Origin of the sequence: Variovorax sucrosi (assembly GCF_051216635.1) — a bacterium.
GTDB lineage: Bacteria > Pseudomonadota > Gammaproteobacteria > Burkholderiales > Burkholderiaceae_C > Variovorax.
This window is the reverse complement of record NZ_JBPJZU010000002.1, coordinates 426717-440776: the sequence shown is the minus strand read 5'-3', so window position 1 is coordinate 440776 and position 14060 is coordinate 426717. Positions and strand designations below refer to the sequence as shown.

At 66.3% G+C, this 14060-nt stretch carries 13 protein-coding genes; 8 read left to right on the top strand and 5 right to left on the bottom strand.

What is annotated here, in order from left to right; translation table 11 throughout:
* Window positions 1-3: 3 nt before the first annotated feature.
* Together ACSFBE_RS05130 and ACSFBE_RS05125 are read right to left on the bottom strand one after the other, a co-directional pair.
* Window positions 4-1248 carry a CmpA/NrtA family ABC transporter substrate-binding protein gene (locus tag ACSFBE_RS05130; RefSeq protein ID WP_435489294.1) on the bottom strand — a complete coding sequence of 415 codons (1245 nt, stop codon included), beginning with the start codon at window positions 1246-1248 and terminating at the stop codon, window positions 4-6.
* Window positions 1249-1580: 332 nt separating this feature from the next.
* Entirely contained in the window at window positions 1581-2858 is a 1278-nt protein-coding gene (locus ACSFBE_RS05125) for a nitrate- and nitrite sensing domain-containing protein (protein WP_435489462.1), read from the bottom strand.
* A gap of 87 nt (window positions 2859-2945) precedes the next feature.
* On the opposite strand from ACSFBE_RS05125, the gene tsaD reads away from it, so the two are divergent.
* The 5 genes from tsaD (at window position 2946) to ACSFBE_RS05100 (ending at window position 8634) form a co-directional block, all read left to right on the top strand.
* Window positions 2946-4016, top strand: coding sequence for a tRNA (adenosine(37)-N6)-threonylcarbamoyltransferase complex transferase subunit TsaD (tsaD, locus tag ACSFBE_RS05120; protein WP_435489293.1), 1071 nt, complete (start codon window positions 2946-2948; stop codon window positions 4014-4016).
* Window positions 4017-4221: 205 nt separating this feature from the next.
* Window positions 4222-5370 carry a hypothetical protein gene (locus ACSFBE_RS05115; RefSeq protein ID WP_435489292.1) on the top strand — a complete coding sequence of 383 codons (1149 nt, stop codon included), beginning with the start codon at window positions 4222-4224 and terminating at the stop codon, window positions 5368-5370.
* A gap of 11 nt (window positions 5371-5381) precedes the next feature.
* The gene (locus ACSFBE_RS05110; RefSeq protein WP_435489291.1) at window positions 5382-6497 is read left to right on the top strand and encodes a hypothetical protein; all 1116 of its coding nucleotides are present in this window, start codon (window positions 5382-5384) and stop codon (window positions 6495-6497) included.
* A gap of 56 nt (window positions 6498-6553) precedes the next feature.
* A complete protein-coding gene (locus ACSFBE_RS05105) occupies window positions 6554-7210 on the top strand; it encodes a hypothetical protein (protein ID WP_435489290.1) in 657 nt (218 codons plus the stop codon).
* A gap of 35 nt (window positions 7211-7245) precedes the next feature.
* Window positions 7246-8634, top strand: coding sequence for a CsgG/HfaB family protein (locus ACSFBE_RS05100; RefSeq protein ID WP_435489289.1), 1389 nt, complete (start codon window positions 7246-7248; stop codon window positions 8632-8634).
* A gap of 266 nt (window positions 8635-8900) precedes the next feature.
* Here the strand turns inward: ACSFBE_RS05100 and ACSFBE_RS05095 are convergent, their stop codons facing one another.
* The 3 genes from ACSFBE_RS05095 to ACSFBE_RS05085 all read right to left on the bottom strand — a co-directional run bounded on the left by ACSFBE_RS05095 (window position 8901) and on the right by ACSFBE_RS05085 (window position 10880).
* Entirely contained in the window at window positions 8901-9506 is a 606-nt protein-coding gene (locus ACSFBE_RS05095) for a phospholipase D family nuclease (protein ID WP_435489288.1), read from the bottom strand.
* Between the two features lie 65 nt (window positions 9507-9571).
* Window positions 9572-10288, bottom strand: coding sequence for an alpha/beta hydrolase-fold protein (locus ACSFBE_RS05090; protein ID WP_435489287.1), 717 nt, complete (start codon window positions 10286-10288; stop codon window positions 9572-9574).
* 217 nt (window positions 10289-10505) lie between these two features.
* Window positions 10506-10880 carry an Hsp20/alpha crystallin family protein gene (locus ACSFBE_RS05085; RefSeq protein ID WP_435489286.1) on the bottom strand — a complete coding sequence of 125 codons (375 nt, stop codon included), beginning with the start codon at window positions 10878-10880 and terminating at the stop codon, window positions 10506-10508.
* Between the two features lie 122 nt (window positions 10881-11002).
* Here ACSFBE_RS05085 and ACSFBE_RS05080 point away from each other — a divergent pair, with 122 nt between their 5' ends.
* The 3 genes from ACSFBE_RS05080 to rpsO all read left to right on the top strand — a co-directional run bounded on the left by ACSFBE_RS05080 (window position 11003) and on the right by rpsO (window position 13861).
* On the top strand, window positions 11003-12286 hold the full coding sequence (locus ACSFBE_RS05080) for a branched-chain amino acid ABC transporter substrate-binding protein (protein WP_435489285.1): 1284 nt from the start codon (window positions 11003-11005) through the stop codon (window positions 12284-12286).
* Between the two features lie 20 nt (window positions 12287-12306).
* Window positions 12307-13470 (top strand): pyridoxal phosphate-dependent aminotransferase, encoded by a 1164-nt coding sequence (locus ACSFBE_RS05075; RefSeq protein ID WP_435489284.1) that lies wholly within the window; start codon window positions 12307-12309, stop codon window positions 13468-13470.
* A gap of 124 nt (window positions 13471-13594) precedes the next feature.
* On the top strand, window positions 13595-13861 hold the full coding sequence (gene rpsO, locus ACSFBE_RS05070; protein WP_007837783.1) for a 30S ribosomal protein S15: 267 nt from the start codon (window positions 13595-13597) through the stop codon (window positions 13859-13861).
* The last annotated feature ends 199 nt before the right edge of the window (window positions 13862-14060 follow it).

Genomic DNA, 14060 nt, shown 5'->3' with positions numbered 1-14060 from the left:
TCCTCAGGCGTGCAGCTTGAAAGACTCGGCGTACTTCTTCGGGTCCTTGCCGTCCCAGACCACGCCATCCATCAGCTTGCTGGTGCGCATGACGTCCTTCGGAACCGGGGTCTGCGTGGCGGCCGCGGCCTGCTTGTAGATGTCGATGCGGTTGATCTCGGTGGCCACCTTCAGGTAGTCCGGGTGCTCCTTGAGCAGGCCCCAGCGCTTGTGCTGCGTGAGGAACCACATGCCGTCGGACAGGTAAGGGAAGCTGGCCGCGCCGTCGTTGTAGAACTTCATGTGGTTGGGGTCGTCCCAGCTCTTGCCCATGCCGTTGGTGTAACGGCCCAGGATGCGCTGGTTGATGGCGTCGACGCTGGTATTGACGTAGCTCTTGTCGGCGATGGTCTCGGCCATCTTGTTCTTGTTCTGCAGACCGGCGTCGATCCACTTGCCGGCCTCGAGGATGGCGGCGGTCACGGCCCGTGCCGTGTTCGGGTACTTCTTGACGAAGTCGGCGGTGGTGCCCAGCACCTTCTCGGGGTGGTCCTTCCAGATGTCCTGGGTGGTGGTGGCCGTCACCCCGATGCCGTCCATGATGGCGCGCTGGCCCCAGGGTTCGCCCACACAGAAGCCGTCCATGTTGCCGATACGCATGTTGGCCACCATCTGCGGCGGCGGCACCACGATGTTCTTCACGTCCTTGAACGGATCGATGCCGGCCGAGGCGAGCCAGTAGTACAGCCACATGGCGTGCGTGCCGGTCGGGAAGGTCTGCGCGAAGGTGTAGTCGCCCTTTTCCTTGGCGATCAGCTTGGCGAGCGAGGGCGCGTCGACGGCGCCCTTGTCGGCCAGCTTCTTCGACAGCGTGATCGCCTGGCCGTTGTTGTTGAGGGTCATGAGCACGGCCATGTCCTTCTTCGGGCCCGACACGCCGAGATGCACGCCGTAGACCAGGCCATAGAGCACGTGGGCGAAGTCGAGTTCGCCATTGACCAGCTTGTCGCGCACGCCGGCCCAACTGGCTTCCTTGCTGGGCACGATCTTCACGCCGTACTTCTTGTCGATGCCGAGCACCGAGGCCATCACCACGCTGGCGCAGTCGGTCAGCGGGATGAAACCGATCTTCACCTCCGCCTTCTCGGGCTTGTCTGAGCCCTGGGCGTAGGCGAGGGCGCGCAGCGCCGGGTCGATGCCGGCGGCACCGGCGGCGGCAGCCTGCAGCACGCGGCGGCGGCTCAACTTCGTTTTCAGCAGATCGGACATGGGGCGGACTCCGGAAGAGGTGACGGCGAAAGTGGCGAATGGAAAGACGAAAACAAAAAAGGCGTCCGCATCGTGCCGAGGCTGCTGGGAAGCAAGCCTCGGCGGATACGGACGCCTTTGTCCGGTCGGTGGGTGACACCCGCCGTTGGATGCCGCCTGCCTGTAGACCTTCGTCGGTCTATGGCAACTTCACAAGCAAGGGGTGTGCCAGCAGAATCTGAAATAGATTGCTACAAATTAGATAGCAAACCATCAAGCACTGGCAATGCCTTGTCGGCGATCTTGCGCTTCCGGGGCGACGGCACGATTGTTGTGCAACGCACCAATCGCGCTCAGGACTTCCCGTCGGCGGGCAGGTATTCGGCCATCGACAGCACCGATTCGGCGACGTCGATGAGCCGTCGGTTCTGGTTCATCGCGGTCTGCCGCAGCATCTTGTGCGCTTCGGCCTCGCTCAGCCGGCGGTGCGCCATCAGCAGGCCCTTGGCGCGCTCGACCAGCTTGCGCTCGTTGAGCGAGGCGCGCACCGTGTCGAGTTCGTCGCTCATCGCCTGCAGCCGCTGCGACTGGTCCTGCACCATGTCGAGGATGGATCGCTCCAGTTGGCGGCCGTACGTCGGCGCGCCGCTGGCGGCAGGGGCTGTGGCTGGCACGTCCGGCGGGTCGAAGAAGGCGATCGACGCGGCCGGCGGCTGATGCGCCATCTGGACGAGCAGGGCTTCGTGGCTCTGAAGTTCGCTGCGGGCGCGGCTGATCTTGGCGATGCAGAGCTGGCGCAGGTCGGCTGCGAGGCGTTCCTCGACCGTCTGCATGGCATCGATGCGCCGGCTGCAGCAGTCGAACCAGGTCGGGCTCAGTTCGGGGTCGAGCGCCACGCCCGCCGGCGCAGCGCAGGCGATGCGGCGCAGCCGCTCCAGTTCGGCCGTCTGCGCGGGCGGCAGGTGGGCCAGCCACTGTGCTTCGAGCGCCGGGCCGGAAAATTCGGAGAACACCTGGAAGCAGCGCTCCTGCGATTCGATCAGGTGCAGCCACTGCTGCTGGCGTGCCGCATCGTTGCGGCCGGACGCGAAGGCGGCAGCACCGCAGGCGCGTTCCTGGCCGGCCAGTTCCTTGCCCTGCATGAAATTGAACATGGCCACCAGCAGGCGCGAAATCTCCGGGTCGGTGGCGCCATCGGCCGCCTCGAACACCACCGCCAGCAGTCCGGCCACCAGCTTGACGAAGCCGTTCGTGGCCTCGGTCGCGGGCAGCTGCAGGGCGCCGATGCGCTGGCGCAGGGCGGGCAGGGCGTCCAGCCCCGGTACCACCCAGGCGATGCGGCTGAACAGTCGGGCGCTGTTGCCCAGGCGCCGCGGGTCGGCTTCGAGCGCGTCGAAGTGCTCGCGCACCGCCTGCTCCAGCCGCGTGGACTCGGCGATCTGGGCGGTGCGTTCGGCCCCGAAGCGCTGGCCGCCGGAACCCAGCAGCACGTTGGAGATGCCGCGTTCGCGCTGCAGCGCATGCACCAGCCGGCCGATGGTGCCGACCAGTTCGCTGGTGCGCGACAGCTGATCGAGTTCGTCGATCTCGCTGCGCAGCGCGGCGATCAGGAAGCTCAGTCCGGATTTCATCGTGTCGTGGCGGTTCGAGTGGTCGTGGTGAAGGGGCATGCAGCAACATCCATGCCCCGGAAGCGGGCGCATCCTACACTCGTGGCCATGCTTGTATTGGGAATCGAATCGTCGTGCGACGAAACCGGCGTGGCGCTGGTCGAATGGCAGGGCGCGGCCGTGCCGCGGCTGGCGTCGCACGCACTTCACAGCCAGATCGCCATGCACCAGGCGTACGGCGGCGTGGTGCCCGAACTGGCCAGCCGCGACCACATCCGCCGCGTGCTGCCGCTCGCGCAGACGGTCTTCGACGAGGCCGGCAAGCGGCTGGCCGACGTGGACGTCGTGGCCTATACCCGCGGCCCGGGGCTCGCCGGTGCGCTGCTGGTGGGCGCCGGCGTGGCGTGCGCGCTGGGTGCGGCGCTGGGCAAACCGGTGCTCGGCGTGCACCATCTCGAGGGCCACCTGCTGTCGCCCTTCCTGAGCGAAGACCCGCCGGAATTTCCCTTCGTGGCGCTGCTGGTGTCGGGCGGCCATACCCAGCTGATGCGCGTCGACGGCGTCGGCCGCTACGAGATCCTGGGCGAGACCATTGACGACGCGGCCGGTGAAGCCTTCGACAAATCCGCCAAGCTGATGGGCCTGCCCTACCCCGGCGGTCCCTGGCTCGCCAAGCTGGCGGAGCAGGGCGATCCGGCGGCCTTCAAGCTGCCGCGGCCGCTGCTGCACAGCGGTGACCTCGACTTCTCCTTTGCCGGGCTGAAGACGGCGGTGCTCACCCAGGCCAAGAAGCTGGGCGGCGACCTGGAAGCGCGCAAGGCCGACCTGGCGGCGTCGACGCAGGCGGCCATCGTCGAGGTGTTGCTGAAGAAAAGCCTGTCGGCCCTGGCGGACACCGGGCTGAAGCGCCTGGTGGTGGCCGGCGGCGTCGGCGCCAACCGGATGCTGCGCCAGCAGCTGGACGCCGCCTGCGCGCAGCGCGGCGTGCGGGTGCACTACCCGGAACTGCACCTGTGCACCGACAACGGCGCCATGATCGCCATGGCCGCCGCCATGCGCCTGCAGGCCGGCCTGCAGGAAGCGACCGAGGCCTACGCCTTCGACGTCAAGCCGCGCTGGCCGCTGGACAGCCTGGCGCAGACTGCGGCCACCGCCGCCCCGGCAACGTTCACGGGTTAGCGGCCTACCGCGGCCCTGCCGGCGGGTTGCGGCAGCACGTCATACGGCCGACATCCTCCTGTCTCCCAATCTTGTACATTTGGAAACGTTCGTAACTTAACGAATAACAAATGTGGGCGCGTACAGGCAGGCATATCGCCTTCGCCGCTGCGGGCCGATCGGGGGAGAGATCTTGAGGTTTTTTGGCAGGGCCATGGCGGCCGGCGTGCTCACGTTGCACGCCTTCTTTTTACCGACGACAGCACAGGCACAGGGGGCACAGGTCACCTTGGCAGGCTTGGCGTTCTCTGGCGACGCGGTCAGCCTGGACCAGCGCTTTCCGTATTCCCGTGCCTATGAGAAGGGCCTGGAGCAGGCGGGAGACCGTGCGTACGCACGCATCCAGGCGAACATTGCTGCGGCGCCGCCCCGGCATCTGACCATCGCGCCGGGGATGATCGACGAGCTCAAGGGGCGCGACCAGGCGATCGTGACCTCGCTGGTGGTGAACTCGGAGACCGTGTCGGTCGAGCACTTCGGCAGCCTGCGCAAGCTGTTCGTGCTGATCCGTGCGCAGGCCCTGTTCTTCGACTTCAAGAGCATGACCGTCGTCCGGTCGTATCCGCTGAGCTTCGCGTACATCGATGTCTTCGATCGCGAGCCCACGAAGGCCGAAGTTCTCGCGCGAGTGCAGGCCGTGTACGAAGGTGCCGCGAACAAGCCGGGAATCTTCGCGCGCTATGCCAACGTCCTGGCCGGTGCAACCCTTCCGGCGCAGGTGCCGCGTCTGCTCAAGGTTTCCAAGGTCAGCCTCGACCCGAGCGTGATGGCCAGCCTGCCGCCCTACCTCAAGAGCGAACCGGGCATGGCCGAGACGTGGGCCGCGGACATGGTGAGCGAGGCGATCTCGACCCGCGCGGGCGTTCCGCTGATTCCTTATTCGCAGGGCTACGCCGTGGGCAACGTATTCGCCATGCGCGTGTCCGACGGCACCGTCTTCAACTTGAAGCTGCCCGAGCCCGACTACACGATCTCGGTGGACCTCACCGGCATCAAGAAGGTGAAGTTCGGCTCCGTCGCGGCCGGTGACAGCTTCGTCTATGGCACCTACGCCACGATGAAGATCGAGCAGCCCCTGATGGGCACGGCCTACCTCGCCACGGCGTTGAAGAACGGCGAGACCAAGGTCGTCCCCGCCACGCAGACCTACGTGGATGACTTCCCGGCGTACTACGACTCGTGGAACGGCCTGTTCACGCGGCTGGCGACGGCGGTCGCCACCAAAGACATGAGTTGGGTGAAGGCTGCGGCCGCAGCGCCCGACATCGAAGCGCAAATCCTGAAAACCAACCTCCTGATGTCCCAATGCAAATAACTCGCTCACTCATGGCCGTCGTCCTGGCGTGCTTCGCTGTCGCTTCGGTGGCCCAGGTTCAGCAGGCCCGCGGCAAGGCGTCGGTCACCTACCAAGGCCGGTCGGTGTCGGCCGACGACAAGGCCAAGGCCACGCAGGCGGCGCAGCTCAAGGCCATCGAGTTCTACTACGCCGAAGCCGGCGAGTCGGAGAGCGAAAACTTCGACGTCGTGCGGGAGAAGATCCTGGCGAACCCCGACCGGTACATCCTTGAATCGACGGTTCTGGGCGAAGAAGACACGCCCGACAAGCGCCAGTACACGGTCGCTGTTCGCGTCTCGCTGAACGTGGCCAATCTGCGCAATCTGGTGAAGTCGAACTCTGCCGTCGCCAAGGCGGGTGCTGCCGAGAAATCGCAGCTGGTCTTCGTCTTCGTCTCGCGCGAGGTGGCATCGGTCAAGTCCTTCGACGACCGCGTCTACAAGCGCGTCGACCAGAACGTCAGTGTCAACGCACGCGGCGCGACCACCGCCAAGGGCACCGAGGGCGAGTCGATCCGCGGCAACCAGATCAGCACCAACGAGTCGACGTCCGCGACGGCCGACTTCTCCGCCAACCGCAGCCGTAGCATCGAGACGGGTGGCAGCACGGTCACGCGTGCGAGCGAGGCCACCTACCGCCTCTACCCGAGCGCCAACCTGAATGTCGTTTTCACCGGCATGTTCGCGCGTGCCGGCTTCGAGGTCATCGAAGCGGGCATGGCCGAGCCGGCCACCGGTGGCCGCTTCTCGGTGGCCAAGGTCGAAGAGGACTACCAGACCGGAAACGACCTGAAGTCGGCCACCCTGCAGTCCATCGCCGCCGGCATGCGGACGGCGGGCGTGCCCTACGTCGCACTCGGCACGCTGGACATCGCCCCGGCTGGCAAGGACCCGGCCACGGGCCTGGTGCGCGTGGGCGTGACCGTCAATGCGAAGGTCTACAACGTGTCCAAGCTCATCCCGTCGACCCAGGCGGCCGTCGGCCCCATCCAGTACGCCGGCGTGGGCCCCGACGAATCGACCGCGCGCGGCAGTGCGCTCACGCAGGCCGCCAACAACGCGGCGCGCGAGCTCACGAGCCAGCTGACGGCCAAGGGCATCCAGTAAGCCGGCCTGCCCTCCATCTTCCAAAACCAATCGCACACTTCTCGAAAGACACAACAATGAACAAGCTTCAGATCACCATCGCTTCCGCCATCCTCGCTCTCGGTGCCGGCACCGCAGCAAACGCACAGTTCTCCATGCCGTCCGTTTCCGGCGTGAAAGGCCTGGTCGGCGGCGGCGGCGCGTCGGCCGGCGACCTCACTGGCCAGCAGGATTCGCTGGTGCGCGGCTACGTGGCTGCGAACAAGGACGTGCTGAATGCGAACAGCCTGATGGCCGAGGCGCTGGGCCTGAAGACCGCGGCAGCCACCTCTGCCGCAACCTCGGCGTCGCTGACCGAAGGCGCCACCAAGGATTCGCTGGAAGAGTCGAACAAGGCGGTCGCTGCATCGACCAGCGCCGTCGCCGCCGAGATGGCGAAGAAGCCGGTGCTGGATGCGAATTCGAAGGCCTTGTATTCGAAGGGCCTCGTGCTCCTGGGCACCGGCACCACCAAACTGGTTGCCGTGGGCAAGAACGTGTCGACCATGGGTTCGAACCTGAAGAGCGCCTCGCCGCTGCAACTGCCGAAGCTGCAGTCGGCGGTCTATATCGTCTCGAACTTCCCCGGCTCGATGTCCAACGTCGGCGGCGCACTGCAGAACGCGATCGCGTTCGCGCAAAGCCAGGACATTCCGGTGCCGACCGATGCCAACGACGCGCTCAAGGCGCTTTGAACGTCGGCTGACCACTCATGCGTCAACTCCTCTGTATGAGCGCCGTCGCTGCGGCGGTGCTGCTGGCTGCCTGCAACAAGGCCGAGCCTGAAAAAGCGGCGCCCGCGCCGACGCCGATGAGCGTCGCGGCGCCGGCGCCCGATGTCGGCAAGCTCTCGAACGTGCAGACCACGGCACAAGGCTATGGCGCATCGGCCGGCGAGGCGGTGGCCGATGCCATGAAGCTGGCCATTCTTCAGGTGAACGGCGCTGCGGTGCAGTCCGAGAGCGTGAGCGTCAAGTTCGGCCTCGACGTCAGCCTCGGCCAGGACGCCGCCTCGCTGCGCGGCAGCGCGTTTGCCGATGCGGTCACGCAGCGCTCTGGTGGCGTGATCCAGAACTTCAAGCTGGTCGAGATGAAGGAGCCGGGCGTGCTCGGCGGCAAGCAGTACAAGGCCACCATCGAGGCCCAGATCGCGAAGTTCCAGCCCTCGGCAGAGATGCAGAAGGTCAAGCTGGTCATCGGCCAGATCCGGTTCGACAGCGCCAGCCTTCCGATGGGCGACCGCTCGGTGCCATCGGCGGAAGTCGGCGCCACCCTGCGGCAGCGCATCAGCGACGCGCTGGTGCAGACCGGCCGTTTCGCGGTGCTCGATCGGGAATTCAGCCCCGACATCCAGGGCGAACTCGACATGATCTCGTCGGGCCAGGCGCCCAGCGCCGAACTCGCCAAGCTCTCGCAGGCTGCGAGCGCGGACCTGGTCTGGAGCGGCCGGGTGAGCAACCTGGCCTACAACCGGCATGCGCGCCAGCTCAAGACGAGCGACCGCGAGCTGGTGAGCTACTCCGGCGGATGGGCGCTGACCCAGAAGCTGGTGAACGTGGCGACACGGCAGGTGATGGCATCGGACGCGCTGCGCGGCAATGCGCCCTCGACCGAGGCCACCACGCTCGGGCGCGGCGTGGATGGCGGCAAGGTGCTGCAGGACATGAGCACCGACCTGGTCAACCAGGTCGTGACCTCGGTGCTGCGGCGGACCTTCCCGGTGACCGTCGTGTCACGCGACGGGACCAACGTGGTGCTCAGCCAGGGCGGCCAGGCGATGAAAGAGGGCGCGCGCTACGCGATGGTCACGATGGGCACCGAGATGAAGGATCCGCAGACGGGCCAGAGCCTCGGCCGCGTCGAGTCGCCGTGCTGCGAACTGGTGATCGAACGGGTGACACCGAACCTGTCCTATGGCCGGCTGGAGAACGTGCGCTCGAACCTGGAGCAGTTGCCCCTCGGCGGCCTGCAGCTGCGCGATGAACTCAAGGGCGTCGCTGTCGCCAAGGCTCAGCCCGCCGCCGCGCCTGCGGCAGCACAACGACCCGCCCAGGCGCGCCCGGCTGCTGGCCCCTTGGTGACACCCGCCACGCCGTCGAAGAGCGACGACAAGTGGTGAGCTTCGCGGCACGCACAGACCGGGTGCCCGAAGTTCATGCCGCTGGAGAGGGCGGGAATCCCGCCGTCGAGCCTGGCCGCTGGGCCATCTAATCCAGCCGCTGCGCCGTGCAGCACATGCCGGAGACGTTCACCGCCGCGTTCGCCAGTCGGCTCGAAAGCGTCTGCCGCAGGGGCCCTCGGTCGATGTGCTGTTCCGCTCGGCGGCCAAGTGCGCCAGCGCCAACGCACTCGGCGATCTGGCGCGAGATCGGTGCATGGGCGCGGCTACGGCTTCTCTTCGGCGCTGCCGTCGGCGTCGAGCACCATGCCGGGCCGGTACGCCGCCGACTCCTTCTGCAACCGCTGGAACTCGGTTGCATAAGTGCCGGCGAGCTGGGGCCAGCGGCGGAACAGGTTGAAATTCTCGGCGTTCTGCTGGGCGCCGGCGCGCGTGAAATTCATCGAACCGAAGCCGACCGTGTCCTGGTCGATGACCACGAACTTGTGGTGCATGACCGGGTAGCGCGCGTTGATCCACAGCGGCACGCCGTGGTTGTGGAAGTAGGTCGCACTCGAATACCGCAGGCTCACCTGCGAGCGGTCGAGCACCACACGCACGTCGAGCCCGCGTGCATGCGCCTGGTCCAGCGCCTTGGCGATGGTGGAGGAGGTGAAGTAGTAGCCGGCGACCCAGACACGCTGGCGTGCCTGCGCCATGGCCTGGGCGATGGCACGGTCGGTGTCATCGCCTGGTGAGAAGAAGACCTGGGCCTGGGCACCCGCGGAGCTTGCGGGCAGCGGGACCAGGGTACCCGTGGCATGCACATGCGTGGCCGGGACGGCCAGGAGCGCCAAGGCGCAGGCGAGGGTGGTCCCCCGGAGTGGCTTCATGCAATCTTCCCTGAATGAGCAGCGGCAGCGGATGTGCCGAACCGCCCATTGTCGCGGCCGCCGCGTCAGGCCGGCATCGGCATCGCGGCAGGCTGTGTCTTCGGGGTTGCGAACGAAGGCAGGGGCAGCACGTCGAGCAGGCTGCGCCAGAGGCGGGACCATTCCGGCCAGTCATGGCCGCCGTCGGTGGTGAAGACGTGGCCCCTGGGCAGCACCTCGGCCAGCAGCTGGTGGTTCGCGGCGAAGCGGTCGGCCAGGCCGTAACCCAGATACAGCGGAGGGAGTTCGCTGGCGGCCGGCTGGGGGGAGCCGTATTGCTGCAGCCAGGGCCAGAGCTGGCGGTCGATCTCGTTGTCGGTGGGCGTTTCAGGGGCCTTCCAGGCGCGCAGGCCGCCCGCTTTCTGAATTTCCGCCCCGAGCGGGCGGCGCCCCAGGTAGGGCGCCAGCGCGACGATGCCGTCGACCAGGCCGGGTCGGCTCAGTTCATGGGTCAGGGCACCGAAGCCACCGATCGAGATTCCGACCAGCCAGATCGCGCCATAGCCGGAACGCCGGGCCGGCGCGAGGACGTCGTCGCTGAGCCGCTGGACGAAACTCTGGTCGTAGTAGTAGGAGACGTTGGCGTCGACCAGCATGACGTCGGCGGCCAGATCACGCTCGCGCACGGCGGCGACGAAACCTTCCCGTTCGAACTCTTCCGGCTTGAGAAACGCACCCGGCAGGAACACCAGAAGCGTGTCCGAACGCTGGCCTGGCTTGGCTGTCTGGAGATGTGTGTCCAACGGGAAGCCCCCTTCATGCCGAAGTCCCGCTGAGCACCGGTTTTGCAGCGGAACCGCGATCTCGAATTAATAAAAACGTTTTGTAAAACAATCACTTGGCGTGATGTTTTACACACCTTTCACATTGAAGCATAAAAAAAGCCGGTCACAAATGTGGCCGGCTGACATGAGGGCGGAAAAAGTGTAAGCAAAAGCGGCGTGATGCCGCCCCGCTGACTCAGTTGATGGCGAGCGGCTGTACGCGGTTCACCGGTGCGACCTTGCCCAGCTTGAGCGTCAGAACGCCGTTCTCGAGCTTGGCTTCGCTGCCGGCGACGTCGATGTCTTGCGGCAGCTCGTAGGCGGCCTTGAAGGGTCGCTTGGCGTCGGCCTTGGTTTCGATGCGGACGACGGCGCCTTCGATGCCGATGCTGAGGTCATCGCGGGACAGGCCGGGCACGTCCAGGCTGAGCGTCCAGGTCTTGTCGTCCTGTTCGACGTTCAGCGAGCGCTGCGGGCCGCTCGGAAAGGCGTCGTTCACGAAGCGCTCGAAGCTGCGGTCGAAGGCGCGGGGTGCGAAGCGGGCGGTGCGGACGGTGGGTGCGAAAAACATGGCGAGACTCCTGGGGATGAACACAATGGGACAAGAAAGGTGTGTCCCGTACACTGCGCGGCCCTTCCACATGAGTGCCGCTTGCCACCTCATCTAGGCCTGCCGGCACGCGTTTCAAGAGAATGAACCAGAGCTTTATTTGGCGCCGTCGGGCCTTGAAATTCGCGGCCTCGGCGCTATGCGCAGCGGTGGCCGCGCCCGTGGTACAGGCCCAGCCGGCGGGCCCGATCCGCCTGGCCCTGATCGAAAGCATGAGCGGCCCCTTCGCCAACACCGGCGAGGCCGTGTTTCGCAACATCCTGTGGGCCGTGGAGCGCGTCAACGCCCGCGGCGGCGTCAAGCTGCCGGGCGGTGCACGCCTGCTGCAGCTCGATCGCTACGACAGCAAGGGTCAGAACGAAGAAGCGCTGTCGGCACTGCGCGCGGCCATGGACGACGGTGCGCGCATCGTGCTGCAGGGCAATTCGTCGGCGACGGCGGCGGCGCTGGTCGATGCCATCGACAAGAACAACGAACGCGATCCATCGCGCCGGGTGATCTTCCTCAACTACTCCGCGGTCGACCCGGTGCTGACCAACGAGCGCTGCAGCTTCTGGCACTTCCGCTTCGATGCCCATGCCGACATGCGCGTGACTGCGCTGATGGACGTGGTGAAGGACGACGCATCGCTCAAGCGTGTCTACCTGATCGGGCAGGACTACAGCTTTGGCCAAGCCGTGCTGCGCGAGTCGAAGCGGCAACTCGCGGCGTTGCGGCCCGATGTGCAGGTGGTGGGTGACGAGCTGCATCCCATGGGGCGGGTCAAGGACTTCTCACCCTATGCGACGAAGATCATGGCCAGTGGTGCGCAGGCGGTGATGACCGGTAACTGGGGCAACGACCTCACGTTGCTGGTCAAGGCGGCGCGCGAGGCCGGGTTCAACGGCAGCTTCTACACCTTCTACGGCAACGCGCTGGGGGCGCCGGCGGCCATCGGCGACGCCGGCATCGGCCGCGTGATCGCGGTGGCCGATTGGCTGCCGAACGTGCAGACGGCACCGTCCGAAGCTTTCTACCAGTCGTTTCGCGCGCGCTTCCCGAAGGCGTCCGAAGACTATGTGCACATGCGCATGCAGTTGCTGGTCGAGTCGCTGGCGCAGTCGATCGAGCGGGCCGGCAGCACCGACACGGTGGCAGTCGCGCGCGCCCTGGAGCGCGCCGACGTCACGCTGGCCGGCCAACGCGGCCGCATGCGCGCGGCAGACCACCAGTTTCAGCAACAGCTGGTCGTCGGCATGATGGACAGGCAGGGCGCGCCCGGGGTGAAGTTCGACGTCGAAGGCTCGGGCTACGGCTTTCGCGTGGTGAAAACCGTCGCCGCCGAGCGTGCCGAAATGCCCACCACCTGCAAGATGCAACGCCCCTGAGTCGGGCCGGAGAAACAGACATGCGCCAAGCCATCCTCGACCTCGAGGCCTCCAAGATCCGTGAAGTCGCCAACGCCGGCATCGGCCGCGACGACGTGCTCGCCTTCTGGTTCGGCGAGAGCGACGAAGTCACGCCCGAGGTCGTGCGGCAAGCCGCGATCGATTCGCTGCAGCGCGGTGAGACCTTCTACGCCCACAACCTGGGGCTGCCCGAATTGCGCGAGGCCATTGCCGGCTACGCCAGCAGCTTGCACCCGCGGATCGACGCGTCCCGCATCGCCGTCACTTCCGGCGGCGTGAATGCGCTGATGCTGGCGGTGCAGGCGCTGGTCGATGCGGGCGACGAGGTCGTGGCCGTGACGCCAGTGTGGCCCAACCTGGTGGCACAGCCGGCCATCATGGGCGCCACGGTCCGCACCGTCGCGCTGAAGCCGTTGAGCGGGGAGTGGACGCTCGACCTCGACGCGCTGCGCGCGGCGATCACGCCGCGCACCAAGCTGCTGATCGTCAACGCGCCCAACAATCCGACCGGCTGGACACTGACCGGCGACGAGCAGCGCGCCATCCTCGACCATTGCCGCAAGACGGGCACCTGGATCCTGGCCGATGAGGTCTACGAGCGGTTGTACTTCGAGCCGACGCCGAATGGTTGCGCGCCGAGCTTTCTGGATGTGGCGACGCCGGACGATAGGCTGGTGGTGGCCCACAGCTTCTCCAAGAGCTTCCTGATGACCGGCTGGCGGCTAGGCTGGCTGGTGCTGCCGCCGGCGCTGATGGATGGCATGGGCAAGTTGATCGAGTTCAACACCTCCTGCGCCAGCGTGTTCACCCAGCGCGCCGGCATCGCCGCCATCGAACACGGCGCGGACATCACGCCGCGCGTCGTTGCGCACCTGAAGACCTGTCGCGACGTGCTGGTGCCGCTGCTGGCCGCCGTGCCGGGCGTGCAGGTGGCCCCCGCCAAGGGTGGCATGTATGCCTTCTTCAAGCTCGACGGCTTCGACGATTCCCTGGACGTTGCCAAACGGCTGGTCACCGAGGCCGGCCTGGGGTTGGCGCCGGGCAACGCGTTCGCCCCCGAGGCGCAAGGCTGGCTGCGCTGGTGTTTTGCGTCGAAAGACCCGCAGCGACTGGTGCAGGGCGTCGAGCGCCTGAAGGATTGGCTCGCCAGGAACCGCCGGTAGGCGAGGGCGGGGTGCGCGCTCCGCGCTTCTGGCTATAATGTTTGGCTCTACGCCGCAAGGCACACGGTGCGTGCAGTTCCAGCGCACACCGCAAGTCAAACTATTTGGAACGAAGGAAATCATCATGATCGCAGCCTCCATCAAGGCCGAAGTCGTCAAGGACAACGCCCGCGCCGCCAACGACACGGGCAGCCCGGAAGTGCAAGTCGCACTGCTGACCGCTCGCATCAACGAACTCACCCCCCACTTCAAGACCCACGCCAAGGACCACCACGGCCGTCGCGGTCTGCTGCGCATGGTGAGCCGTCGTCGCAAGCTCCTCGACTACCTCAAGTCCAAGGATGCCGACCGTTACACCGCGCTGATCGCCAAGCTGGGCCTGCGCAAGTAATTCGAATCGCATGCAAAAAACGCCTGGGTTAGTCCGCTAGCTCAGGCGTTTTTTACTTCGCGAACAACAAGTTTCGGAGCGTCAAAACAGAGCGAAGCTGTGTCATTCCATTGAAGTTCGGACCGAGCTTCACTGGAATGGCATCGTGTTCTGGGAAGCGCTCCACCCCTGCGGGTACTGCCGGTCCGGCGGTTCGCCG

Excerpts from the sequence above, each read along its gene's own strand:
- ACSFBE_RS05130 (WP_435489294.1), bottom strand. The coding sequence starts at position 1,248 with ATGTCCGATCTGCTGAAAACGAAGTTGAGCCGCCGCCGCGTGCTGCAG.
- ACSFBE_RS05125 (WP_435489462.1), bottom strand. The coding sequence starts at position 2,858 with ATGAAATCCGGACTGAGCTTCCTGATCGCCGCGCTGCGCAGCGAGATC.
- tsaD (WP_435489293.1), top strand. The coding sequence starts at position 2,946 with ATGCTTGTATTGGGAATCGAATCGTCGTGCGACGAAACCGGCGTGGCG.
- ACSFBE_RS05110 (WP_435489291.1), top strand. The coding sequence starts at position 5,382 with ATGGCCGTCGTCCTGGCGTGCTTCGCTGTCGCTTCGGTGGCCCAGGTT.
- ACSFBE_RS05105 (WP_435489290.1), top strand. The coding sequence starts at position 6,554 with ATGAACAAGCTTCAGATCACCATCGCTTCCGCCATCCTCGCTCTCGGT.
- ACSFBE_RS05100 (WP_435489289.1), top strand. The coding sequence starts at position 7,246 with ATGAGCGCCGTCGCTGCGGCGGTGCTGCTGGCTGCCTGCAACAAGGCC.
- ACSFBE_RS05095 (WP_435489288.1), bottom strand. The coding sequence starts at position 9,506 with ATGAAGCCACTCCGGGGGACCACCCTCGCCTGCGCCTTGGCGCTCCTG.
- ACSFBE_RS05085 (WP_435489286.1), bottom strand. The coding sequence starts at position 10,880 with ATGTTTTTCGCACCCACCGTCCGCACCGCCCGCTTCGCACCCCGCGCC.
- ACSFBE_RS05080 (WP_435489285.1), top strand. The coding sequence starts at position 11,003 with ATGAACCAGAGCTTTATTTGGCGCCGTCGGGCCTTGAAATTCGCGGCC.
- ACSFBE_RS05075 (WP_435489284.1), top strand. The coding sequence starts at position 12,307 with ATGCGCCAAGCCATCCTCGACCTCGAGGCCTCCAAGATCCGTGAAGTC.
- rpsO (WP_007837783.1), top strand. The coding sequence starts at position 13,595 with ATGATCGCAGCCTCCATCAAGGCCGAAGTCGTCAAGGACAACGCCCGC.